Consider the following 21,529-nt stretch of genomic DNA (forward strand, 5'->3'; position numbering starts at 1 on the left):
GTTTTCGGGCGAATTCGTGAGTACTCGGCGGTTTGCTGCGCGAGATGGGAGGCTGGGAGGGTGTGGGAGAGCGAGATTCAGCTGGCGCGCGTGCCGGGCGGCACGGTGCAGCTGCACGACGCGCGCAACAAGCGGCGCTGGAGCGTCGATCTGGAGCCGTTCGAGCTGGGCGTCTACGCCGTGACCGAGGAGCAGGTGGCCGAGTTGCTGGGCGAGCCCGCCTCCCATCCCCGCCGCCCCGCCACCGGCGTCAGCTGGCTGCGCGCGGTCCGCTTCTGCAACGCCGCCTCGGAGTGGGAGGGACTCGACCCGGCGTACGCGGTCGACGGCGACCAGGTCACCTGGCACGTCGACGCCGACGGCTACCGGCTCCCGACCGAGGCCGAGTGGGAGCACGCCTGCCGCGCCGGCTCCACAGGCCCGCACTACGGCCCGCTGGCCGAGGTGGCGTGGACGAGCGCCGACGGCCTCACCGCGCCGGCCGAGGTCGGCGGCCGTCTCCCCAACCTGTACGGCCTGTTCGACACCCTCGGCAACGTGTGGGAGTGGTGCTGGGACCACCTCGATCCGGCGCGTTACGACGACTACCGGGTGTTCCGCGGCGGCGGGTTCGCCGACGACGCGTGGAGCGTGCGCGCCTCCACCCGCCGGGGTGGTCCGCCGCAGTCCCGGCACGAGGACGTCGGCTTCCGGGTCGCCCGCGGCGGCTTCGACGCCGACGCAGAGGCGCAGGGCTGGTCGGCGCGCGCCGACGCCGAGCGCGCGGCGATCGACGGGCCGCTCCCGCCCGGCTGGACGCCGCGGCGCTGACGGCACAGAGGGGTCCGGACACGCCGTCGACGCGCGAGCCGGACGGCGTGTCGGGCCCCCTCTGCGGTCAGTCCAGCTCCTCCGCCGCGTCCAGGATCTTCGTGATCCGCACCGCGTAGTCCTGGTCGACGACCACGATCTCGCCGTGCGCGATCAGGCGGCCGTTGAGCAGCACGTCCGCCGGCGATCCCGCCGAGCGGTCCAGCTCGATGACGGCGCCCGGCTCCATGGCGAGCACGTCGCGCACCGCCATGCGGGTACGGCCGATCTCGACCGTGAGTGCCATCTCCACGTTGCTGATGCGGGCCAGCTTGCCGGCGATCGCACCCGCGGTGGGCCGCGACGGGAGGGTGGAGGCGCGGCCGCGCAGCGCGAACCAGCCCGCGACGCCCCCGGCGCCGTTCAGAGCGAAGACCGTGGTGCCCGGGTCCGCGAAGAGCTCGGCCGCCTCCTCGATCCTGGCGTCGTCGAGCACCCCGGCGCCGAGCGTGGCCGCGGCGGCCTCGAGCGCCGGCTGCAGCACGTCCTGCAGGGCGACGACCGGCGAGCCCTCCGCGCCGTCGTCGACGAGAGTGGGCGCCTCCAGCAGCACCACGGCGAGGTCCGCGGAGACCGCGCCGACGAAGCTGGCGACCACCGCGGAGGCGGTGCGCCCCTCGAACGAGCGGCCCGACTCCAGCAGCGCCGAGAGCGGCACGCCCGTCGGCAGCACCGCGGCGAGCGCCTCGGCGGCCGACTGGGCCTGGGCGAGCGAGAGGGTGTCGCCGGGGGCGATGGTGAGGTTGTTCATCGGTTCAGCCTTCTTCAGTCCTCGGTCGACACGATCACGCACGCCAGCCGCGAGCCGCTGGAGCCCAGGGCGGCGGCGGCGACGGGGAGGCCCCCGACGGCGAGATCGAACGGCCGGTGGTTCGGATGCGGGAGGGGCAGGAGGTCGCCGACCGCGAGCCCGAGCACCACGCTGGGCTTGACGGTCGCCGGCGCGAGTCGCAGCGACACCTCCACGGGGACACGCGCCACCTGGGCGTCGATCAGCTCGCGGGCGTCCTCGGTGCTGCTGGTCGGGTTGGCCTCGCCGAGCTGAGGCAGGAGCGCGATGGCCGGCAGCGCCACCGTCGCCGAGGCGACGCTGTCGCCGACGCGCAGCTGGAAGGCGGCGACGATCATCAGCTCGGTCGTCGCGGCCGCCTGGGCGAACTGCGAGTTGTACTGGATGGCGGCCACGCCGATGGAGGCGGTCAGGAGGGATCCCAGGGAGTAGCGGAGGTCCTCCAGCGCGTCGTCCATCAGCCGGCGGACGAGCGCGTGCTCGATCTGCGTGAAGGTGCGCTCGGCCACGGCCGGGACGCCGGAGCCGCCGAGCATCGCGTTCACCCACGAGAGGGCGGCGACGGTCGGGAACTGGATCACGCCCTTCGGTGCGATGCCGTCGAGCTCGCAGAGCACCATCGCCGTCGTCGCCGGCAGCGAGGCCGCGTACTCGTCGTAGGTCTGCATCTGCACGGAGTCGCAGGTCACCTGGCTGAGCACGCGCACCTTGGCGGTGAGCTGGGTCGCCCACTGCCGGGCGAAGGTCTCGAACGCCAGCTCGAGCACACGGGAGTGCTCGCGCGCGAGCGTCGTCGGACGCCGGAAGTCGTACACCGGCGCGTCCGTCGCGGGAGCGTGCAGGAGGGTCACGTGCCTCTCTATCGGCAGCCAGCGGCCGTCCGTTAGCGCCGCTCCGCCTCCCCCGGTCCCCCTAACGGCCGACCCGTACCCGACCGATAGGTACGGTGACGGCTCACCCGGAGCCGAGACCAGGATTCGCGCCCATGATCGTCGTCACCCGACTGAACGACACCCAGTTCGCGGTCAACCCCGACCTGATCGAGCGCATCCACGCCAGTCCCGATACGACGCTGGTGATGGTGGACGGAGCCAAGTTCATCGTCACCGAGTCCATGGCCGAGGTGATCGAGAAGATCGCGACCTACCGGGCGCGCGTCATCGCGCTCGCCCACGACCTGCCTGCGGCAGGGCCGCGTCCGGTGCCCGCACCGGCGCTCGACCAGGCGGAGGGCGGCGTGCGCGCCGTCCCCCTGCGCGCGACCAAGAAGTAGCGCGACCGAGAAAGCATCGAGAAGAGGCACAGCATGGATCCGGCGACCATCATCGGTATCGTCCTGGCGTTCGGCGCCGTCGTGGCGATGGTGACGATGGAGGGCGCGCACCTGAGCGCGCTGCTCCTCCCGGCCCCGATGGTGCTCGTCTTCGGCGCCACCATCGCCGTCGGCATCGCCAGCGGGACGATCAAGGACTTCCTGACCGCGGTGAAGTCGCTGCCGCGCGCCCTGCGCGGCAAGGTGGAACCACCGGCCAAGGTCATCGACGAGGTCGTGCGCCTCGCCGAGAAGGCGCGGTCGAGCGGCCTCCTGGCGATGGAGCAGGAGGCGGACGCTGTCGACGACCCGTTCCTCAAGCGCGCCCTGCAGAACATCGCCGACGGCACCGACGGCGACGAGCTGCGCGTGCTGCTGGAGGACGAGATCGCGACCCGCTCGCGAAAGGACCGCGTCGCCGCCAAGTTCTTCTCGGCGATGGGAGGCTACGCGCCGACCATCGGCATCATCGGCACGGTCGTCTCCCTGACGCACGTGCTGGAGAACCTGGCGGAGCCCGGCGAGCTGGGCCCGATGATCGCGAGCGCGTTCGTCGCGACGCTGTGGGGCCTCCTGTCGGCGAACTTCCTGTGGCTGCCGCTCGGCGCGCGCCTGCGCCGGCTCTCCGAGCTCGACGTCGAGCGCATGAACCTGCTGATGGAGGGGGTGCTCGCGGTCCAGGCCGGGAGCCAGCCGCGCCTCCTCGGCGAGCGCCTGCGCGCGATGGTGCCGGACGGCGACGGCAAGCCCGCGAAGGCCAAGGCGGCCACCGGTTCGAGCGCCGACCTCGGCCTCGGCGCCGAGGAAGCGGCCTGACATGTCCGCGCGTCGCCGCCGCAAGCACGAGGAGCCGGAGGAGCACGAGAACGAGGAGCGCTGGATGGCCTCCTACATGGACATGGTCACCGTCCTCATGTGCATGTTCATCGTGCTGTTCGCCATGTCGACGGTCGACGCGAAGAAGTTCGAGGCGCTGAAGAACTCGCTGGCCACCGGCTTCGGCCAGGTGAAGACCGAGAAGGTGGACACCGCCTCCGGTGTCGTCGTCCCTCCGGCACACGTCGACCAGAAGGGCGACACGACCGATTTCGCCCTGGCGCAGCGCGAGGCGCAGAACCTCGAGCGGCTGAAGGACAAGATCCAGGCCGCCCTGACCCACGAGGGGCTGCAGGACGCCGTGCAGCTCAAGATCGACGAGCGCGGACTGACGATCGGCCTGGTCGGCGGGTCGACGTTCTTCGCCTCCAACCGCGCCGAGCTGAGCCCGCAGGCGGTCGGCGTGCTCGACGCGATCGGCCCGATCCTGGGACCGGAGGCGTATCAGGTGTCCGTGGAGGGTCACGCCGACTCCCGCGCGCCAGGCGCCCCCTACCCGACCAACTGGGAGCTGGCCGCCGGCCGGTCGACCAGTGTGCTGCGCCACCTCGTGGAGCAGGACGGCTTCCCGCAGGAGCGCATCGCCGCCATCAGCTACGGCTCGGCCCGCCCGCTCGACACCGCCCGCGGGGCCAGCGACCAGGAGCTCGCCCTGAACCGCCGCGTCGACATCGTCGTGCTGTCGAACCAGCCGGAGCGCATCCGTCAGCTCATCCCGCAGGCGCTGCAGAGCACGGCTCCGGCGGGCACCACCACGGGCTGAGCCGCTCCTCCCAGCTGCGGGTTCGCTCCTCCCGGCTGCGGCTTCGCTCCTCCCGGCTGCGGCTTCGCTGGGATCGCGCGCACGAGGGGCCCGGGATGCGGGAGGCTGTCGCTGTGCAACTGACGGCATCCGGCGCCCGGCTCGCGGGCCTCGACCTGGCGCGGTTCCTCGCGATCGCCGGGATGATCGTCGCCCACACGGTTCCCTACGACCAGCAGGGACCGGTGGCCGGCTGGCTCGTGACCGGCAACGCGTCGACCCTGTTCGCCGTGGTGAGCGGGTTCAGCGTGGCTCTTGCCTCCCGGCGGTACCTGGAGGCCGGGGAGGCGTGGGCGGCCCGCGCGGCCCTCCTCGCGCGGGGCGGCTGCGTCGTCGCCGTCGGTCTCGTGCTCGCGGTGCTGCAGCAGCAGGCCGTGATCGTGCTCGTCTACCTGGGTGTCGCGATGTGGCTGGCCGTGCCGCTGCTGACCGCCCGGCGCTGGATCGTCCTCAGCGTGTGCGCGGTGCTCGCGCTCGTCGTGCCGGTGCTGAACTGGTGGCTGCGCGACGACCTGCAGACCATCTCGGAGCTGTGGTCCCCCGGCTTCCTCGACCTCGGCGACCCGCTGAAGCTCGTGCGGGCCGTGCTGCTGACCGGCACGTACCCGGCGCTGACGTGGCTGGTGTACCTCCTCGTCGGGATGCTGCTCGGACGGGCGGCGATCGCCTCCGTCGCCGCGGGCCGCGCGACGCGTTTCGCCGGCACGCTGGCGGGGGCCGGCGCTGTGACCGCTTTCGTCGCCGCCGTCCTCTCGACGGCCGCCCTCACGCTGCTCCCGGCCGCGGCCGACCCGGGTGAGGCCCAGGAGTATGGCGGCCCGACCGGGGACGCGACCGGCATCCTGCTCGGCCTCCCGCACTCCGGCACGGTCCTCGACCTGCTGCGCGGCCTCGGCGTCAGCGCGGCCGTCGTCGGACTATGCCTGCTGCTGCTCGCCCTCCTGCCGCGGGCGGCCTCCCTGCTGCGGCCCTTCATCGCGGCCGGGGCGGCGCCGCTCAGCGCCTATGTGCTGCACATCCTGACCCTCGCCGTGATCGCGGCGCTCGCCTCCACCCTCCCGCTCGGCGATGAGCCCTGGTGGGTGGCGGGATGGGGTGCCGCGCTCCTGAACATCGCCATCGTCAGCGCGCTGGGGGCCCTGCTCGCCGTGTTCCGCGTGCGCGGGCCGTTCGAGATCGCGGTGAGCCGGGCGGCCGCGGCGGCGGGGCGCTCTGCGACGCAGGCGCGCGCGGATCGGGCGCGCTCGGGAGGTTGAGACGGCCTCACACCCCCGCGAGGAACGAGGCGACCGCGTCGAGCGAGCCGGGGACGATGCGGTAGTACGCCCATGTGCCCCGCTTGGACCGGGTCAGGTAGCCGCCCCCGACGAGGATCTTGAGGTGGTGCGACACCGTCGGCTGCGACAGCCCGAGCGGCTCCGTGAGATCGCACACACAGGCCTCGCCGTCGTCGTGTGCGGCAACCATCGACAGCAGCCGCAGGCGCGCGGGATCGGCGAGCGCCTTCATCGCCTTCGCGACCGAGACCGCGTTCTCCTCGCTGATCACCTCGCGCGTGATGGGCGCGCAGCACGCCTGCAGATCGCGCAGCGGCAGCAGCTCGGTGGTCGTCATGGGTCGATTCTCGCCGATACATTGACAAACGTCAATGTATTCGTTCACCCTTGGTTCATCGACAAGCGTCGATGAAGAAGGGAGAATCATCATGGGATGCTGCGACACCGACGAGTGCCAGGTTCTGCCGGACGGCTCCTGCTCGCCCGACTGCTGCTGACACCGCCCGGGCCGCCGCCCGCGCCACCCGGCCCGGCGGCGGCCCCACCCCGACACCCCCGCACCTCGACACGAAGAGAGACAATGACCACCCCCTCCCGCCCCGCCGTCCTGTTCGTCTGCGTGCACAACGCCGGCCGATCGCAGATGGCCGCCGGCTACCTGCGCGAGCTCGCCGGCGACCGCGTCGACGTGCTCTCCGCCGGGTCCGAGCCCGCGGACCGCCTCAACCCCGTCGCGGTGGAGGCGATGGCAGAGGAGGGCATCGACATCACGGCGAACACGCCCGCGATCCTGACGACCGAGGCCGTGCGGGAGTCCGATGTCGTCATCACGATGGGCTGCGGCGACACCTGCCCGATCTTCCCGGGCAAGCGCTACGAGGACTGGGAGCTGACCGACCCGGCCGGACTCCCCCTCGACCAGGTCCGCCCGATCCGCGACGACATCCGCCGCCGGGTGGAGGCGCTGGTCGCGGAGCTGACGCCGGCCGACTGAGCGCGCTCAGCCCGCCGTGCGGAACGCAAACCTGTCCCCCGGCTCGAATCGGTACTCCCCGTCGCACCGGTACCCGCGCAACCACTCGCGACCGTCCACCACCCGGAGGTAGAAGCCCTTCGGGTACTCGTCGTCCTCGCTCAGCGGCGCCGCGGCGACCTTGATCGCGCCCGCCGGCGACCTCCCCGCCGACAGCACGGAGTCGGGAGCCTCGGCCTGCGAGTCCAGCGCCAGCCGGAGGTACGGGCCGGTGTCGGGCGGGCACAGCGCGAGCCCCTGCTTCTGCGCGGCGGCGAACACCTCGGACAGGGTGCCGCCACTCGGACGCAGGTCGGCGACATCCCGCTCGACGATGTGGACCGGCTCGGCCTCGCGCCGATCGAAGACGGAGTGCTCGAGCAGCTGTTCGGCGTAGGCGTTGAGGAGGACGCCGCGGGCCTCCAACGCCTCCCGGAGTTCGGAGCGCGTGAGCCCGCCGACGTCGAGCGTGCCCGGTTCGGTTGCGCTGGTCACGTCTCGACCGTAGCGGGGTCGGGCGGTCAGCGCTGCGCCGCCTGCACCTCCACCGTCAGGTCGTCCAGGTTGCGGAGGTGACCGGAGGCGTGCCGGCGGGCCGCCGCTGAGATGTCCTGCGCCTCGGCCAATCCGGTCGCCGCGACGACGACGGTCGCCGTCCCCTGCAGGCGGTGTCCGATCCAGCGCAACTGGACCCGTGGCACCGCGAGCACGCCCTCCGTGCCTGCGAGCGCGTGCTCCAGCCGGTGCACCAGCTCCGGCTCGATGCCGTCCATCAGGCGACGGCCGATGCTGCGGACGGTGCCCCAGAGCAGGATCAGGATGGCGGCCGAGATCAGCAGGCCGACGACCGGGTCCGCCCACGGCAGCCCTGCCATCACGCCGAGCGCGCCGAGAACCACGGCCAGCGACGTGAAGCCGTCGATCCGGGCGTGCACACCGTCGGCGACGAGCGCGGCGGACCCGATCCGCCGGCCCACCCGGATCCGGTAGATCGCGACCGCCTCGTTGCCCGCGAAGCCGATCACACCCGCCGCGACCACCCACCACAGGTTGTGCAGCGGCTGCGGGTGCACGAAGCGGTCGATCGACTGCCACGCCGCCACGACGGCCGACAGCGCGACGACCGCGATGATGAACAGCCCGGCCAGATCCTCCGCGCGACCGAACCCGAACGTGTACCGGCTGGTCGCGGCGCGGCGCCCCAGCACGAAGGCGACCCAGAGCGGGATGGCGGTCAGCGCGTCCGAGAAGTTGTGGACCGTGTCCGCCAGCAGCGCGACCGAACCGCTGATCAGCACCACACCGAGCTGAAGCAGGGTCGTGCCGAGCAGGATGACCAGGCTGATGACGAGCGCACGCACGCCGACATTGCTCGCCTCCAGGGCATCGTCGATGGAGTCGGCCGCGTCGTGCGAGTGCGGGACGAAGAGCTCGTGGAGGAATCCGCGGATGCCGGAGGGATGGTCGTGGCCGTGCTCGTGGGAGTGCTCGTGGCCGTGCTCATGCGCGTGCGCGTGCCCGTGCTCGTGCGAGTGACCATGCCCGTCAACGCCCGCGCTCACCGTGCCTCCCCGCCGGCGACCGCCTCGTCCTGAAGCGCCGCCTCCGCGTGGTGGTGCCGCGGGGTTCCACCCAGCGAGTGCTCCGCCTGCAGGATGGCGTCGGACACCAGCCGGCTCGCATGCTCGTTCTCGAGCCGGTAGAACACCCGCTGCCCCTGCTGGCGCGTCGCGACGATCCGCGCCAGCCGGAGCTTCGCGAGGTGCTGCGAGACCGCGGCCGACGGCTTGTCGAGGATGTCGGCGAGGTGATTGACCGAGAGCTCGCCGGCGTCGCGCAGGGCGAGGATGATCCGCACTCGCGTGGCATCGGCGAGCATGCCGAACACCTCGACGGCCTGCTCGACGAACTGGCTGTCGGGCAGCCTCCCGCATATCGGCTTATCTGCATCCATACGCAGATACAAACATGCCGACGCGGGAGACGCAAACTACCGCTTCAGGTTCGTCAGCTCCTGCAGCACCTCGTCCGACGTCGTGATGATGCGCGCGTTGGCCTGGAAGCCGCGCTGCGCCACGATCAGGTTGGTGAACTCCTGCGAGAGGTCGACGTTCGACATCTCGAGGGAGCCGCCCTGGAGGTTGCCGAGGCCGTCCTCGCCCGGCCCGCCGATCTGCGCCGCGCCCGAGTTGACGGTCGCCCGGTAGGTCGAGCCGCCGGCCTTCTCGAGGCCGCCCGGGTTCACGAAGGTGGCCAGCGCGATACGGGCGACGGCCTGCTTGTCGCCGTTGGAGTAGAGGCCGATGATCGTGCCGTCCTTCGAGAGGGTGAAGGACTCCAGCGTTCCGGCCGCGCGGCCGTTCTGGGTGCCGAAGGCGACCGTCGTGAGGCCCGAGAAGCCGGAGACCTTCGACAGGTCGACCGTGACGGGGCCGATGGCGAGGGTGCCGCCGCCCGTCAGGACGCCGTTGTTGAAGGTGACCGTTCCGTTCGCGGTGGCGCCGTTCGGGCCCGTGCCGACCACGTTCCACGCGTTACCGGCCTTGGTGAAGGTCAGGGTGAGCTTGCTCTCGGTGCCGTTCGCGTCGAAGACCGAGATGTCGCGCACGAGCTGCGTGCCGTCAGCGGCGTCCGAGGGGAGGTTGCCGGTCACGTTGGCGCCGGTGGTCGCGGACGCCGGGGCGACCGACTTGAGCGGGATGGTGACATCGGTCAGCGCGCCGCCCTGCTGGATGGTGCCGTTGACCGCGTTCCAGCCCTGCAGGATCGCGCCGCCGGGGCCGACCAGGCGGCCGAGCGAGTCCGGGTCGAACGATCCGGCGCGGGTGTAGACGTTCTCGCCGCCGACGTTCGCGACGAAGAAGCCGTCGCCGTTGATCATCATGTCGGTGGGGCGGCCGGTCGCCTGCGCGGCGCCCTGCGTGAAGTTGGTGGAGATGCCGGCCACCAGCACGCCGAGGCCGATCTGGGCCGGGTTCGTGCCTCCCGTCTCCGCCTGCGCGGCGCCGGCGCCCTGCACGAGCTGCGAGAGGGTGTCCTGGAACTGCACGGCCGAGGACTTGAACGCGGTCGTGTTGACGTTGGCGATGTTGTTGCCGGTGACGTCGAGCATGGTCTGGTGCGAGCGGAGTCCGGAGATGCCGGAGTAGAGCGAGCGGAGCATGGCGCTGCCTTTCTGGTCGGTAGGGAGGTCAGGCGGTCGCGGAGGACGCGGCCGGGGTGTCGGAGGTCGACGGCGTGTCCGGCGAAGATGGTGTGTCCGGCGTGTCCGGCGTCGGCGGCGTCTGGGCCGCCGGCACCACGCCGAGGATGGCGTCGAGGTTGATCTTCTTGTCCCCGACGGTGACGATGGGCACCGCGCCCGCGTACGACACGGACGACGCGACGCCGGTCTGCGTGTCCCCGTTGGCGTCGAGGTAGCTGACGGTGTGGCCGATCAGCGCGGCGGCGGCCGAGCGCATCTGCAGCGCGAAGGCCTCCTGGCTGGTGGTGTCCATGTTGGTGAGCTTCTCCATCACGGCCAGCTGGGTGGTCTGCGAGATCATCTGGTTGGTGTCCATCGGCGAGCTCGGGTCCTGGTTGCGCAGCTGGGTCACGAGCAGCTGCATGAACGCCTCGCTGTCGAGGGTCTGCTTGGGCACGCGGGTGGGCTGCGTGGTGTAGATCCCGGTGGCCCCGACCTTGTCGGTCCCGGTGACGGCGTCGACCATGGCGGCTCCCTTCTTGGTGGTGTCAGACGATCAGGTCGATGGAGTGGCCGGCGGCGCCGGGCACGGGGACGAGGGAGGCCGTGGCCGCGCGCTGCTCACGCCCGCGGGGAGCGTCCCCCTGCGGGTCGGTGGGAGCGTCGAAGCCGAAAGCGCGCCGCTCCTGCGCGTCCTGCTGCGGGCCCGGCTGGTTCTGCGACGACAGGTCGAGCGAGCCGCTGAGGCCGCTGCCGCTGAAGTCGCGGCGGAGGTCGGGAAGGATCGCGCGCAGAGCGTCCCGCCCCGCATCCGTGGGCGCGAACAGCTCGACGCGCACACCCTCCGCGCCGACGTGGGCTCGGACGGTCACCGGCCCCAGCGTGTCGGGCGTGACGTGCACGGTCATGACGTGCTCGCCACGACCCGCCGTGGCCAGCGTGAACACCGGTCGCGCGAGCTGCGTGTCGAGCGTCGGGTGGGCCGTCTGCGACGGGGCGGCGGCCGGTGCGGCAGGAAGGGTGGGAGCAACGGGTGCGGTCGCCGCGGGAGGCTGCGGTGCGACCGCCGGGCCGGGCGCTACCGGCGCCGCCGCGGGCTGAGCGACGGTCGGCGACGGCTCGGCGCGAGGGCCGACCGGGGCCGCGTCGTCAGTGGATGCCGAGAGCGGCATATGCGACGGAGGATCCTGGCGTATCGATGAAGAGGCGGCAAGGACGGGCTCGGGCCGCGGGGCCGACAGAAGCTGCAAGCCGTCGTCACCTGCCGACGAAGGGAGGTCCGCCGCGACCTGCGAAGGGGCTCCCGCCTTGTCCTGACCGGCCTTGAGCGGCGGACGTGCGCCGGTAACCGGCACAGCCGGTTCTGCAACTGCGGCCACGACCGGTGGCGTGCTGGACATCTCGACGGGAGCCGCCTGCGCAGCGACGGAGGCCGCCTGCTGCTTAGGAGCGGACGCTGCATTCGGAGCCTGCATTCCGGGAGCGGCATGCGCGGGCGATACAGTCTGCACGACCGGCGCCGCATCCCCGACGACGGCAGTGCTCGCGGCGATCGCAGGCGCTGATGCCGACGCGGGGACGGCCGTCGGAGGAACCGCGGTCGGGTCCACCGGCGTGGGTACCGCGAACGGCATACTCATGGCCGCAGCGGCGCTCGCGTCGGTCCCGGCCGTCGCGGTCGTGTCTCCCTCGCCGCCCTGATCGTCCGGCGCGCTGACCACGCCCTGAGCCTCAGACTCGCCAGCGCCTGCACCGGCCGCACCACTCGCACCCGATCCACTGCCGTCACCCGGGCGCACGGCCTCCGTCGTCGCCCCCTCCAGCAGCGCGGCGAACGCGTCGCCGCCCCCGCTGCCCGAGCCGGGCTTCCCGGCCGCCGAGGCCCCGCCGGCCGGCGCACCGGTCGGAACGGGCGCCGCCGCCACAGCCGCGGGGCTCACAGCGAGACTCCCGAGAACGACCCGCCGGAGAGCATCGACGAGAACAGGCTCCGCAGCGCGTCCGCCTGCGCGGTCGAAACGGACGCGGTGCCCGTCGCGGACGCTGCGGGCGCCGCCGCCTGCGGTACCAGCCGCCGGATGGTCACGATGTCGGAGTCGTCCATCCACGCATCCACCAGGCTCACGTTCCGCCCCTCGCTGGGTGCGTGGATGACCTTGCCGTCGCCCGCGTAGATCACGATGTGCTCGCCGCCGTTCGTCACGATCAGGTCGCCCGGCTGGGCCTGCGCGATCGACGGCACCTCCGTGCCGACGGTCGACTGGCCCGAGACGAGTCGCGGAACGTCGATGCCGAGGTCCTTGTAGACACGCTGCACCAGGCCGGAGCAGTCGATACCGGCGGAGGTCGTGCCGCCGAACACGTACGGCACGCCGAGGTACTTCTTGGCGTCCGCGACGACATCCTCCCCGGTGACGCCGCCCGCCGACGGTGCGGCGCCCGCGCCGGTGACCGACGACGATCCCAGCGCCTGCGTGAGCACGTCTGCGAAGTCCGTCGCCGACGCCGCGGCACTTGCACCCACCGAGGCCGAGCCCGCACTCGCCCCAGAGACCGCGGCCGCGCGCCCCGCAGCGCCCGTCGCCCCGGTCGCACCGTCGAGCTGCGCGATGGTCGCCTGGATCTGCGCGATGCGCCCGATCGCCTCCGTCATCGTCATGAGTCCGCCCCTCCCGAAGCCCGTCCCGAAGCCCGTCCCGCGGTCCGCTCGCGCAGCCATGCGCCTGTCGCGACCTCGTCCACGGCGGCCTGCTCGGCCAGCAGGTCGCCCGCGGCGACCTCTGCCACGTGGCGTGCCTCCAGCTTCTCCAGTCCGACCGCGCGCTTCTTCGCCTCCGTGAAGGCGGCCTGCGCCTCCGCTGTCTGCGCCTCGGCCTGCGCACTGAGCGCCGTCAGGTCCGAGAGCATGCTGCGACTGGCGGCCCGTGCCGCCGCCAGCGCGAACATCGTGCTCGCGTCGGTGGCGTCGGCGGGCACCGCGTGCAGCTCCGCGATGGCGCGCGCCTGCCGGTCGGCAGCGGCGCGGCGGAACGCGTTGGCGGCCGCGAGGTCACTCGCCGCGTGCTCCTTCTCGATCTGCCGCAGCCGCAGCAGCCCCGAGAGTGCGAACGCCCGTGCCATCAGACCCCTCCCGTCGCCCGGCCGACGCCGAGCAGCCCGACCAGGGCGCTCAGCCGCGCCCACGACTCGGCGGCCGGGGCCGGCTCGCCGATGCCCTGCCGCAGGAACCCGTCGATGGCGTCCTCGTGGGCCACCGCCGCGTCCACCTTGGGGTTCGTCCCCGGCTTGTACGCGCCGACGTCGAGCAGGTCCTGCGCGCCGACCTTGGCGGCGAGGATGCTGCGCAGCGCGGTCGCCGCCGCCTTCTGCTCCGGCGTGGTCACCCGCGACGCGAGCCGCGACACCGAGCCGAGCACGTCGACGGACGGGAAGTGCCCGACCACGGAGAGCCGCCGATCGAGCACCACGTGCCCGTCCAGGATGCTGCGCGCGGAGTCGGCGATCGGCTCGTTGTGGTCGTCCCCGTCCACGAGCACCGTGTAGAGACCGGTGATGGAGCCGCGCTCGCCCGTGCCCGCGCGCTCCAGCAGCTGCGCCAGCAGCGAGAACGTCGACGGCGGATAGCCGCGGGTCGCGGGAGGCTCGCCCGCCGAGAGCCCGATCTCGCGCTGCGCCATGGCCACGCGGGTGAGCGAGTCCATCATCAGCACGACGTCCGCGCCCTCGTCGCGGAACGACTCCGCGATCCTCGTCGCCGCGAAGGCCGCACGAAGGCGCATCACGGCGGGCTCGTCCGAGGTGGCCACGACGACGATCGACCGCGCGAGACCGGCAGGCCCGAGGTCGTCCTCGAGGAACTCGCGCACCTCGCGCCCGCGCTCCCCCACCAGCGCGATCACCGAGACGTCGGCCTCGGTGCCGCGGGCGATCATCGACAGCAGCGACGACTTGCCGACGCCCGACCCGGCGAACAGGCCGAGGCGCTGTCCCCGCCCGACGGCCGTCATCGTGTCGAGCACACGCACGCCCAGTCCGAGCGGCTGCAGGATGCGCGCGCGGCGCATGGCATCCGGCGCGCGGTTGTCGAGCGGCACGAACCCGTCCGGCTCGATCGGGCCGCGGCCGTCGACCGGCCGCCCGAGCGCGTCGATCACGCGGCCGAGCAGTCCGCGCCCGGTCGGCACCAGCAGCGGCGAGCGCACGGCACGCACCGGGTCTCCGGCCGCGACGCCGGTCAGTCTGCCGTAGGGCATGACGCGGACGGTGGAGGCCGTGGTCGCCACGACCTCCGCGTGGACCCCCGGCCGCTCCCCGATGACCACGAGGTCGCCGATCGCCGCCGGCACGCCCTCGATCTCGGCGCCGAGCCCGACGACGGCCGTCACGCGGCCGACGCGCTCGACGGCGGCTGCGCGCAGGGCACCGTCCCAGCGGGGGATGCGCGACGCGGCCTCCATGAGATCAGTGCTCAGGGCCGCGGTCACGACAGTGCCTCCTTCGCCCGTTCCAGCGCCGCGCCGATGCGCGCGTCGAGCCAGCCGTCCGGCAGGTCGCCGGTCGCGTCGCCCGGGGCGAGCGCCGGGTCGGGCACCAGGTGCACGCCCAGCTCCTCCCCCGCCAGAGCGGCGACATCCGCGGGGTGCATGCGCACCGTCGCGACGATGCCCGCCCGGCCGTCGGCGGCCGCCGCGTCGAGCACCCGCACGACCGCCGCCCGCGCCGCCGCCACGCGGTCCTCGAGCGCGACGCCGACCACCGCAGTGGCGAGCTCGAAAGCAGCTGCGATCAGCGTCTCCTCCGCGTCCGCCAGCACCGGGACGGTCGCCTCGCCGACCTCCACGGCGGCCGCGCGCAGGGCCCGGAGGAGCTGTGCGACCCGCTGCTCGGCCGCCTCGGCCTCCCGTGCACGCCGCTCCTCCGCCCGCGCCAGCCATGCGGCCTGCTCGTCGGCCGCCACTCGCAGGCCCTCCGCATACCCGGCGGCGAAACCGCGCGCCCGCGCGGCCTCCAGGGCGGCGTGCTCCTGCTCCGTCTCGGCGAGCACCGGGACGGTCAGCGGCGAGAAGACGACGTCATTCGACATACGCGTCCTCGTCCCCGCGCTGCACGGTGATCGCGCCCGTGGCCTCCAGGTCGCGGATCGCGCGCACGATCGCCGCGCGGGCGTCCTCGACCTGCGACATCCGCACCGGGCCGAGGAGGCGGACCTCGTCGGCGAGCACCTCGCGGTTGCGCTCCGACAGGTTGTCCACGATGACCTGCTCGACGGACGACGGCGCGCCCTTCATCGCCACGGCGAGCACGGCCGCGTCGACGCCGCGCAGCACCTGCTGCACGTCGCGCGCCTCCAGCCGGACGATGTCCTCGAAGGTCAGCATGCGCGAGCGCACCTCGTCCGCGAGCTCGGGGTCACGGCGCTCCAGCGCCTCCAGCAGCGCCTTCTCGGTGGCGGCGTCGGCACGGTTGATGATCTCGACGAGCGGCTGCACGCCTCCCACCGAATCCGTGGAGGTGCGCGCCGCGACGACCGCGCCGGCCCGCTGCTTGAGGGTGTCGGCCACGACCCGGACCGCGTCGGGGCTCGGCGACCCCATCGTGGCGATGGCGTGCGCGACCTCGGTCCGCGTCTCCTCGTCCAGCCCGCTCAGGATGCGCGAGGCGTGGTCGGCGCGGAGATGCGCGAGCACGAGCGCGCTGGTCTGCGGCAGCTCGCCCGCGAGGAGCATCTGCACCTGCGACGGCTCGACGGTGTCGAGGAACTCGAACTGCTTGCCCGCCATGCTCGACGCGACGCGGTTCAGCACGCCGGTGGCGCGCTCGGCGCCGAACGACGCCTCCAGCAGGCCGACGGCGATGTCTCGGCCGCCCCGCGCGCCCACGGTCCCGCGGGTCGCCAGGTCGTGGAACTCGCCCAGCGCCTTCTCGGCGACGCTCGGGTCGACACGGCGCAGCCGGAGGATCTCGGCCGTGATCTCGTCGGCCTCCTCGTCCGAGAACTGCTTCATCACCTGGGCCGCGCGCTGCTGGTCCATGTTCATCAGCACGATCGCGACCTTCTGCGGGCCGCTGAGCTGGCTCTGGTTGCGGACGTCGGTCATACGCCGGCCCTGTCATCCATGAGGCTGCGCAGGAACTCGGCGGTGCGCTGCGGGTCGCGCTCTGCAAGCGCCTCGATCTCGGCGCGGCGGCGGTCGGCCTCCACCTCGGGGGCGGTCGGGTCGGGCACCGGGTCGAGCTGCATGGGCACGGTCGGCGGAGCCGGCTGCTCGAGCGCCATCGGGAAGGCTGCGGCGTCGAGCTGGAGGGTCTGCGCCGCCTCCGCCTCGAGCGCGGCCTGCTCGGCGGCGCGGCGACGGCTGCGCCGGTACAGGACGAAGGCGATGATCGCCGCCGCCAGGACGGCCGCCGCGATGACCGAGGTGCGGATGATGCCGGTCAGCTGGTCGGCCGCCGCGGCGTCGCGCGCCTCCTGCAGCGCCTTGGCGGCCTCCTTCGCCCCCGCCGTGCTGAAGGGAACCATGGCGACCGTGACCGCGTCGCCGCGCGCCGTGTCGATGCCGGCGGCGTTGGTCACCAGGTTGCGGATCTCGTTCGCGCTCACGCCGACCGCGTCGGAGTTGAGCGCGACCGAGACGGTCTGCCGGGTGACGGCGCCGGCCGGGATGGTGCGCTGCTCGGTCACCTTGTCGACCGCGTTGTCCTTGGTCGTCGACGACGAGCTGAAGCTGCCGTTGCCGTTCGTGCCGTTCGGCACCGCGATGTTGTCCGGCCCGAGCACGCCCGCGGCGCCACCGCCGCCGGTCCCGGTGTAGGTCTCGGACTGCGTCGACTCGCTCAGCGACGGCGCGTTCTCGGGGGTCGTGAACGACTCCTCGGTGCGCTGCGCCGACTCCGAGCTCACGTCGGCGGCCACGGCGACCGTGGCGTTGCCGGGGCCCACGACCTTGTCGAGCATCTGCTGCACGGCGTTCTTCACGCGCGACTCGTAGTCGGACGCCTGCTTGTCCGCTCCCCCGGTCGCGCCGGAGCCGACCGCGCTGAGCACGGTGCCGTCGGCGTCGACCACGGCGACGTCGGTCGGCTTCATGCCGGTGACGGCCGCGCTGGTGAGGTGCACGATCGCCTGCACCTGGTCGTTGCTGAGCGAGACGCCGTTCTGCGTCTCGACGAAGACGGAAGCGGTCGGGTCCTTCTTCTCCTCCGAGAACACCGTCTCCTCGGGGATCGCGAGGCGGACCGACGCGGTCTTGACGCCCTTCATCGCGCCGATGGTGCTGGCGAGCTCGCCCTCCATCGCCCGCTTGTAGGTGACGGACTGCTGGAACTCCGAGGAGGTGACGCCCATCTTGTCGAGCAGCGAGTACCCGTCGGTGGTGGTGGACGTCGGCAGGCCGGCGGACGCCGCCTTCAGCCGCTCGTCATACACCTTCTGCTGCGGCACGAGGATGGTCGCGCCGCCGTCGGTCAGCTCGTACGGCACGCCGTCGGTGCGCAGCTGGTCCACGATCGCCGACGCGTCGGACGCCTGGAGGCCCGAGAACAGCGGCGTGTACGAGGGCTGGGACGCCCACATGGCGAGCCCGGTCACGCCGAGCGCCACCACGGCCACGCCGATGATCGCGATCACGCGCTGCGCGATCGAGAACCCGCGGATCGTGTCGCCGAGCCGACGGAAGAAGCTCGTCACCTGCTGGGGCATCAGGCCTGCATCCGCATGATCTCGTTGAACGCGTCGACGGCCTTGTTGCGCACGCCGGCGACGAGCTCGAGGGTGACCTGGGCCCGGGTGGAGGCGAGGGTCGCCTGGTGGATGTCATCCAGGTTCCCCGTGACGGCCTGGATCGCCAGCGCATCCTTCTGGCCCTGGAGCTGCTGGAGGTTGTCGATCGCGCCCGTGAGCGCGTCGCCGAAGCCCGCTCCCCCGCTCCCGGACACGCCGGAGGCCCCTGAGAGCGCGGAGGTGGTCGCGTCGATGCCGCCGACGCCGCCGATCGCCGGAATGGGCATCAGTTCCTCCCGATCTCGAGCGCGGCCTGGTAGGTCTCCTTGGCGCGGTCGACCACCGAGGCGTTGGCCTGGTAGCCGCGCTGCGCCATGATCAGGGCGCCCATCTGCTCCGACATGTCGATGTCGGGGTAGCGCACGTAGCCCTTGTCGTCGGCGAGGGGGTTGTCGGGCTCGTAGACCATCCGGCCCTCCGCGCTGCCGTACTCGGCGCCCGCGACGTACGCGCCTGAGACGCCGGCGCCCTCCTGCGCCACGACGTAGCGCGCCTGGAAGGCGGCGCCGTCGGTGGGCTTCGCGGTGTTGATGTTGGCGAGGTTGTCCGAGACGGCGTCCAGCCACTTGCGGTGCAGGGTGAGCCCCGTGCCCGCGATCCCGATCGCATCGAACGTCATGATCGTCTCCTGCTAGTTGGTCTTCAGGGCGGCGCGGATCGCCGAGAACTGGCCGCCGGCCGCCTGGGAGGCGAACTGGAAGCGCAGCACGGTGTCGATGTTCGAGAGGGTCTCGGTGTCGAGGTTCACGTTGTTGCCGTCGAGGCGCGTCGGCTCCAGCGAGCGCTGCGTCGTCGCGGTGGTGCGTCCGTCGCCCTGGGCGACGGACGCGGCGAGCGCGTCCTCGAACGACACCCGTTCGGCGGTGTAGCCGGGGGTGTTGACGTTCGCGATGTTGTTGGCGATCGCACGCTGACGAGCGGCGAGGCCGTCGAGGGCGCTCGCGAGGGCGGCGCCGGTCACGGATTCGAGCACTGCTGCACTCCATCGGTGGTCGTGGGCGGCCCATCCGTGGCCTGGTCGGCGAGCGATCCGTGCTCGAACCGTTCTATCGGCCGCTCCCCCTCCGCCGTTAGCGGTGCCCCTCTCCCCGTGTTCGGGGGACGCGCATGGCGCGCGGATCCCACAGTTTCATCCACAGGCCGGGGCGGCGTGTGAATTACAAGCGTGTGATTTCGAAGACCCGTTCGAAGCATCCAGAAATGCGACAAAAATGCAGGTCAGCGTGTCATTCGATGCTGAGCGCAATCTGAAAGTCCACACATCCCGCGCGTGTCCTCCACACGTCTCACCCGTTCATCCACTGATTCTCCCCAGAGTTATCCACAGGTGGACAACGGTGGGAGGGTGGAGGGAGGCGTCAGCCGACGAGGTCGACGTACACCGGAGCGGGACCGGAGGCGTCGCGGGGCACGGACCGCACCGCCGACAGATGGCGTGCGGTGCTCCGGCGCATGTCCGCCAGGTGCCGGAGGGTGTGCTGCTGGGCGTCGAGCAGCCGCGTGGCGCGCTCGCGCAACTCGACGGGCAGGGGCCCGAGCCCGGCCGGGGGAGTCCACACGCCCGGTTCGAACGCGCCGCCGGCGAGCGCCTCCCGCAGCACCTGCTCGAGCCGCTCCAGCGCGTCGGTCCACGCCGCGAGGGCCGGGTCGACGGCCGGGTCGACAGCCTCCTCAGCGTTCATGCCCTCATCAGGCGACACCGAGGTCGCCTCCCGCAGCACCCGCCGCCGCCGCGTACATGCGGGCGCCACCGTTACGCGCGCCCGCCGCCGGCACCTGCGCGGCGGCCTCATGCCAGGCGTCCCGCAGCGGCTCGATCAGCGTCAGTGCCTCGTGCGCCTTGGCCGCGTCGCGGTTCAGCGAGGCCGACGCGATCAGGTCGGCGACGTAGCGGTAGAGGTCCAGGAGGCCGGCGGCGCCGTCCCACAGGTCCACACGCAGGGTCGAGGCGAGCTCCGCGACGATCCGGTCGGCGTGGCCGAGGTTCTCCCAGGCGGTGGGCTGGTCGCCGGCGGTGAGCGCCGCCTCCGCCCTGGTCAGGTCGAGCACGAGCCGGTCGTACAGCATCGTCAGCAGCCGGGCGGGGCTCGCCGACAGCACGCTGTCGCGGTTGTAGGCCGAAAGCGCGGCCGCGGAGTTCAGCAGGGTCATGATGCGCTCCCGCTCGGAAGGCTGGAGAGCTGGCCCGAGAGCCAGGAGGACTGCGACTGCAGCTGCGAGAGCTGCACCTCGAGGTTGGCGTAGATCCGCTCGAGCGACGACCGGCGGTCCGAGAGGCGGGTGTCCCAGTCCGTGATCTGGTCGTTGAGGCTCTTGACCACGGACTGCTCGCCCTTGATCTTCATCGTGACGATGCCCTCGTAGGGGTCGCTCGCCGTCTTCGCCGCGTCGGCGACGCGCTGGGCCACCGTCGCCACCGCGGCCTTGACCTTCTCGGGGTCTGCGGCCATGGCTGCGGCGAACTTGTCCTTGTCGAAGGTCACGGCGCCGTCACTGGTGATGCTGATGCCGTAGGTGGAGGGGGAGACGCCGTCGATCGGGTCGATCACCGCGCTGACGAGCTGCTGGTTCGTGTCGCGCGCGGTCACCTCGCCGGTGAAGACGCCGCCGGTGACGACCGTGCCGCCGGTGGAGTTCGTGGTGGTGGAGACCGCCTGCTTCTGGGCGATCATCGTCAGGATGTCGTTCACGCTCGTGATCAGCGTGTTCGCCGCGTCGGAGATGGCCTTGTCGTTGCGCGCGACCGTCAGCGTGACCGGGTCGGTGGAGAGAGCGCTGACCGTCACGCTCACGCCGGGCAGCACATCGGTGAACGAGTTGGTGGAGCTGGTGACCTTCTGCGCGGCGGGGGTGCCCGCCCATAGGGTGACCTCGGCGTCCTGCGCCTGCCGCACTTGAGCAGCACCCGGGTCGGAGAGGAGGTTCGTCGCGGTTCCGGCCGTGACATCGGCCGGGGTGCCGCGGTAGACGGTGAAGGAGCCCTCGGTGCCGGTCTTCGCCGAGCTGAGCTGCAGGCGGTACACGGGCTGTCCGGTGGCGGGGTCGAGACCCGCGGCGACGCGGGTGGCGCTGACGCCGACACCGGCCTTGTTGATGGCCGCGGCGACGTCGGCGAGGGAGGAGCTGGTGGCGGTGACCTGCTTCACGGTCCCGTCGGAGGCGACGAAGGTGAGGGTCGGCGGCTGATCGGGCCACTGGGTGAGCGGGCCCGTGACGACCACCTGCGACTGGGCCAGCTTGTCCACGGTGAAGTCGATGCTGCCGTCGACGGCGCCGGGGCCGGCGGTCGCGGTGACCGTGGTGGAGCTGGAGGTGGCGGTGTGGAGGTCCGTGCCCTCGGGCTTCGCGAGCGCCGCGGCGGCGGTCTGGAGGGACGCGAGCTTGGTGTTGAGCGCCTGCAACGCGGTGATGAAGCTCTGGGAGTCCGTGACCTTGTTCTTGAGCAGGGTCTGCGGCACCGCCTCCACCTGCATCAGCGAGTTGATGAGGTCGGTGGTCTTGAGACCGCTGATGAGGCCGTCGATCGCCAAGCCCATGCGATGATCCTCCTGCTCCTGGCCGGTGCTGCTCGGGTGGGGTGGTGCTCTGTCCGGGTGGTGCTCTGGTGCGGTGGTGCTGACGGCCGGGGAGGGCCCTGGTGGAGCCCG

At 72.3% G+C, this 21,529-nt stretch carries 27 protein-coding genes; 6 read left to right on the plus strand and 21 right to left on the minus strand.

The annotated features are described in order from the left end of the window. Positions 1-60: 60 nt before the first annotated feature. Positions 61-810 carry a formylglycine-generating enzyme family protein gene (locus P5G50_RS02940; protein ID WP_301211582.1) on the plus strand — a complete coding sequence of 250 codons (750 nt, stop codon included), beginning with the start codon at positions 61-63 and terminating at the stop codon, positions 808-810. 67 nt (positions 811-877) lie between these two features. Here P5G50_RS02940 and fliN read toward each other — a convergent pair whose 3' ends face one another. Both fliN and P5G50_RS02950 read right to left on the minus strand, forming a co-directional pair. Continuing rightward, positions 878-1,600, minus strand: a complete 723-nt coding sequence (gene fliN, locus P5G50_RS02945; protein ID WP_301211585.1) for a flagellar motor switch protein FliN — start codon at positions 1,598-1,600, stop codon at positions 878-880. Between the two features lie 14 nt (positions 1,601-1,614). Next, complete coding sequence (locus tag P5G50_RS02950) at positions 1,615-2,490, minus strand: flagellar motor switch protein FliM (protein WP_301211587.1); 876 nt, start codon at positions 2,488-2,490, stop codon at positions 1,615-1,617. 134 nt (positions 2,491-2,624) lie between these two features. Here P5G50_RS02950 and P5G50_RS02955 point away from each other — a divergent pair, with 134 nt between their 5' ends. From P5G50_RS02955 to P5G50_RS02970, 4 genes are all read left to right on the plus strand, one after another. Beyond that, positions 2,625-2,912, plus strand: coding sequence for a flagellar FlbD family protein (locus P5G50_RS02955; RefSeq protein ID WP_301211589.1), 288 nt, complete (start codon positions 2,625-2,627; stop codon positions 2,910-2,912). A gap of 33 nt (positions 2,913-2,945) precedes the next feature. Then, positions 2,946-3,767 carry a motility protein A gene (locus tag P5G50_RS02960; RefSeq protein WP_301211591.1) on the plus strand — a complete coding sequence of 274 codons (822 nt, stop codon included), beginning with the start codon at positions 2,946-2,948 and terminating at the stop codon, positions 3,765-3,767. A gap of 1 nt (position 3,768) precedes the next feature. Continuing rightward, positions 3,769-4,590: an OmpA/MotB family protein gene (locus tag P5G50_RS02965; protein ID WP_301211602.1), complete on the plus strand. Its 822-nt coding sequence runs from the start codon at positions 3,769-3,771 to the stop codon at positions 4,588-4,590. A gap of 113 nt (positions 4,591-4,703) precedes the next feature. Continuing rightward, a complete protein-coding gene (locus P5G50_RS02970) occupies positions 4,704-5,885 on the plus strand; it encodes a heparan-alpha-glucosaminide N-acetyltransferase domain-containing protein (protein ID WP_301211605.1) in 1,182 nt (393 codons plus the stop codon). Between the two features lie 7 nt (positions 5,886-5,892). Here the strand turns inward: P5G50_RS02970 and P5G50_RS02975 are convergent, their stop codons facing one another. Continuing rightward, positions 5,893-6,243, minus strand: a complete 351-nt coding sequence (locus tag P5G50_RS02975; protein WP_301211607.1) for an ArsR/SmtB family transcription factor — start codon at positions 6,241-6,243, stop codon at positions 5,893-5,895. Positions 6,244-6,486: 243 nt separating this feature from the next. On the opposite strand from P5G50_RS02975, the gene P5G50_RS02980 reads away from it, so the two are divergent. Then, positions 6,487-6,900: an arsenate reductase ArsC gene (locus P5G50_RS02980; RefSeq protein ID WP_301211609.1), complete on the plus strand. Its 414-nt coding sequence runs from the start codon at positions 6,487-6,489 to the stop codon at positions 6,898-6,900. 6 nt (positions 6,901-6,906) lie between these two features. On the opposite strand, the gene P5G50_RS02985 is transcribed toward P5G50_RS02980, so the two are convergent. The 18 genes from P5G50_RS02985 to fliD all read right to left on the minus strand — a co-directional run bounded on the left by P5G50_RS02985 (position 6,907) and on the right by fliD (position 21,418). Continuing rightward, complete coding sequence (locus P5G50_RS02985; RefSeq protein ID WP_301211611.1) at positions 6,907-7,413, minus strand: hypothetical protein; 507 nt, start codon at positions 7,411-7,413, stop codon at positions 6,907-6,909. A gap of 26 nt (positions 7,414-7,439) precedes the next feature. Beyond that, positions 7,440-8,480 carry a cation diffusion facilitator family transporter gene (locus tag P5G50_RS02990; protein ID WP_301211613.1) on the minus strand — a complete coding sequence of 347 codons (1,041 nt, stop codon included), beginning with the start codon at positions 8,478-8,480 and terminating at the stop codon, positions 7,440-7,442. Further along, positions 8,477-8,872, minus strand: coding sequence for an ArsR/SmtB family transcription factor (locus P5G50_RS02995; protein WP_301211615.1), 396 nt, complete (start codon positions 8,870-8,872; stop codon positions 8,477-8,479). The genes P5G50_RS02990 and P5G50_RS02995 overlap by 4 nt, the downstream gene beginning before the upstream one ends. A gap of 36 nt (positions 8,873-8,908) precedes the next feature. Continuing rightward, complete coding sequence (locus P5G50_RS03000) at positions 8,909-10,081, minus strand: flagellar hook protein FlgE (protein ID WP_301211617.1); 1,173 nt, start codon at positions 10,079-10,081, stop codon at positions 8,909-8,911. A 28-nt stretch (positions 10,082-10,109) separates the two neighbouring features. Then, positions 10,110-10,628: a flagellar hook capping FlgD N-terminal domain-containing protein gene (locus tag P5G50_RS03005; RefSeq protein ID WP_301211619.1), complete on the minus strand. Its 519-nt coding sequence runs from the start codon at positions 10,626-10,628 to the stop codon at positions 10,110-10,112. 22 nt (positions 10,629-10,650) lie between these two features. Further along, positions 10,651-11,274, minus strand: coding sequence for a flagellar hook-length control protein FliK (locus tag P5G50_RS03010; RefSeq protein WP_301211621.1), 624 nt, complete (start codon positions 11,272-11,274; stop codon positions 10,651-10,653). A 764-nt stretch (positions 11,275-12,038) separates the two neighbouring features. Then, the gene (locus tag P5G50_RS03015; protein WP_301211623.1) at positions 12,039-12,761 is read right to left on the minus strand and encodes a C40 family peptidase; all 723 of its coding nucleotides are present in this window, start codon (positions 12,759-12,761) and stop codon (positions 12,039-12,041) included. Further along, complete coding sequence (locus P5G50_RS03020; protein WP_301211625.1) at positions 12,758-13,222, minus strand: flagellar FliJ family protein; 465 nt, start codon at positions 13,220-13,222, stop codon at positions 12,758-12,760. The genes P5G50_RS03015 and P5G50_RS03020 overlap by 4 nt, the downstream gene beginning before the upstream one ends. Then, a complete protein-coding gene (locus P5G50_RS03025) occupies positions 13,222-14,559 on the minus strand; it encodes a FliI/YscN family ATPase (RefSeq protein WP_301211910.1) in 1,338 nt (445 codons plus the stop codon). The genes P5G50_RS03020 and P5G50_RS03025 overlap by 1 nt, the downstream gene beginning before the upstream one ends. Positions 14,560-14,582: 23 nt before the next feature. After that, entirely contained in the window at positions 14,583-15,185 is a 603-nt protein-coding gene (locus P5G50_RS03030; protein WP_301211628.1) for a FliH/SctL family protein, read from the minus strand. Next, positions 15,175-16,200, minus strand: coding sequence for a flagellar motor switch protein FliG (gene fliG / locus P5G50_RS03035; RefSeq protein WP_301211630.1), 1,026 nt, complete (start codon positions 16,198-16,200; stop codon positions 15,175-15,177). The genes P5G50_RS03030 and fliG overlap by 11 nt, the downstream gene beginning before the upstream one ends. Continuing rightward, entirely contained in the window at positions 16,197-17,801 is a 1,605-nt protein-coding gene (gene fliF, locus P5G50_RS03040) for a flagellar basal-body MS-ring/collar protein FliF (protein WP_301211632.1), read from the minus strand. The genes fliG and fliF overlap by 4 nt, the downstream gene beginning before the upstream one ends. Next, entirely contained in the window at positions 17,801-18,109 is a 309-nt protein-coding gene (fliE, locus tag P5G50_RS03045) for a flagellar hook-basal body complex protein FliE (RefSeq protein WP_301211634.1), read from the minus strand. Before fliE ends, fliF begins: the two co-directional genes overlap by 1 nt. Continuing rightward, entirely contained in the window at positions 18,109-18,501 is a 393-nt protein-coding gene (locus tag P5G50_RS03050) for a flagellar basal body rod protein FlgC (RefSeq protein WP_301211636.1), read from the minus strand. Before P5G50_RS03050 ends, fliE begins: the two co-directional genes overlap by 1 nt. A 12-nt stretch (positions 18,502-18,513) precedes the next feature. After that, entirely contained in the window at positions 18,514-18,855 is a 342-nt protein-coding gene (gene flgB / locus P5G50_RS03055; RefSeq protein ID WP_301211637.1) for a flagellar basal body rod protein FlgB, read from the minus strand. A gap of 385 nt (positions 18,856-19,240) precedes the next feature. Then, positions 19,241-19,564, minus strand: a complete 324-nt coding sequence (locus P5G50_RS03060) for a hypothetical protein (RefSeq protein ID WP_301211638.1) — start codon at positions 19,562-19,564, stop codon at positions 19,241-19,243. A 7-nt stretch (positions 19,565-19,571) separates the two neighbouring features. After that, the gene (gene fliS / locus P5G50_RS03065; protein WP_301211639.1) at positions 19,572-20,033 is read right to left on the minus strand and encodes a flagellar export chaperone FliS; all 462 of its coding nucleotides are present in this window, start codon (positions 20,031-20,033) and stop codon (positions 19,572-19,574) included. Beyond that, positions 20,030-21,418, minus strand: a complete 1,389-nt coding sequence (gene fliD, locus P5G50_RS03070) for a flagellar filament capping protein FliD (protein WP_301211640.1) — start codon at positions 21,416-21,418, stop codon at positions 20,030-20,032. The genes fliS and fliD overlap by 4 nt, the downstream gene beginning before the upstream one ends. Positions 21,419-21,529: the final 111 nt, after the last annotated feature.

Source organism: Leifsonia williamsii (assembly GCF_030433685.1).
GTDB lineage: Bacteria > Actinomycetota > Actinomycetes > Actinomycetales > Microbacteriaceae > Leifsonia > Leifsonia williamsii.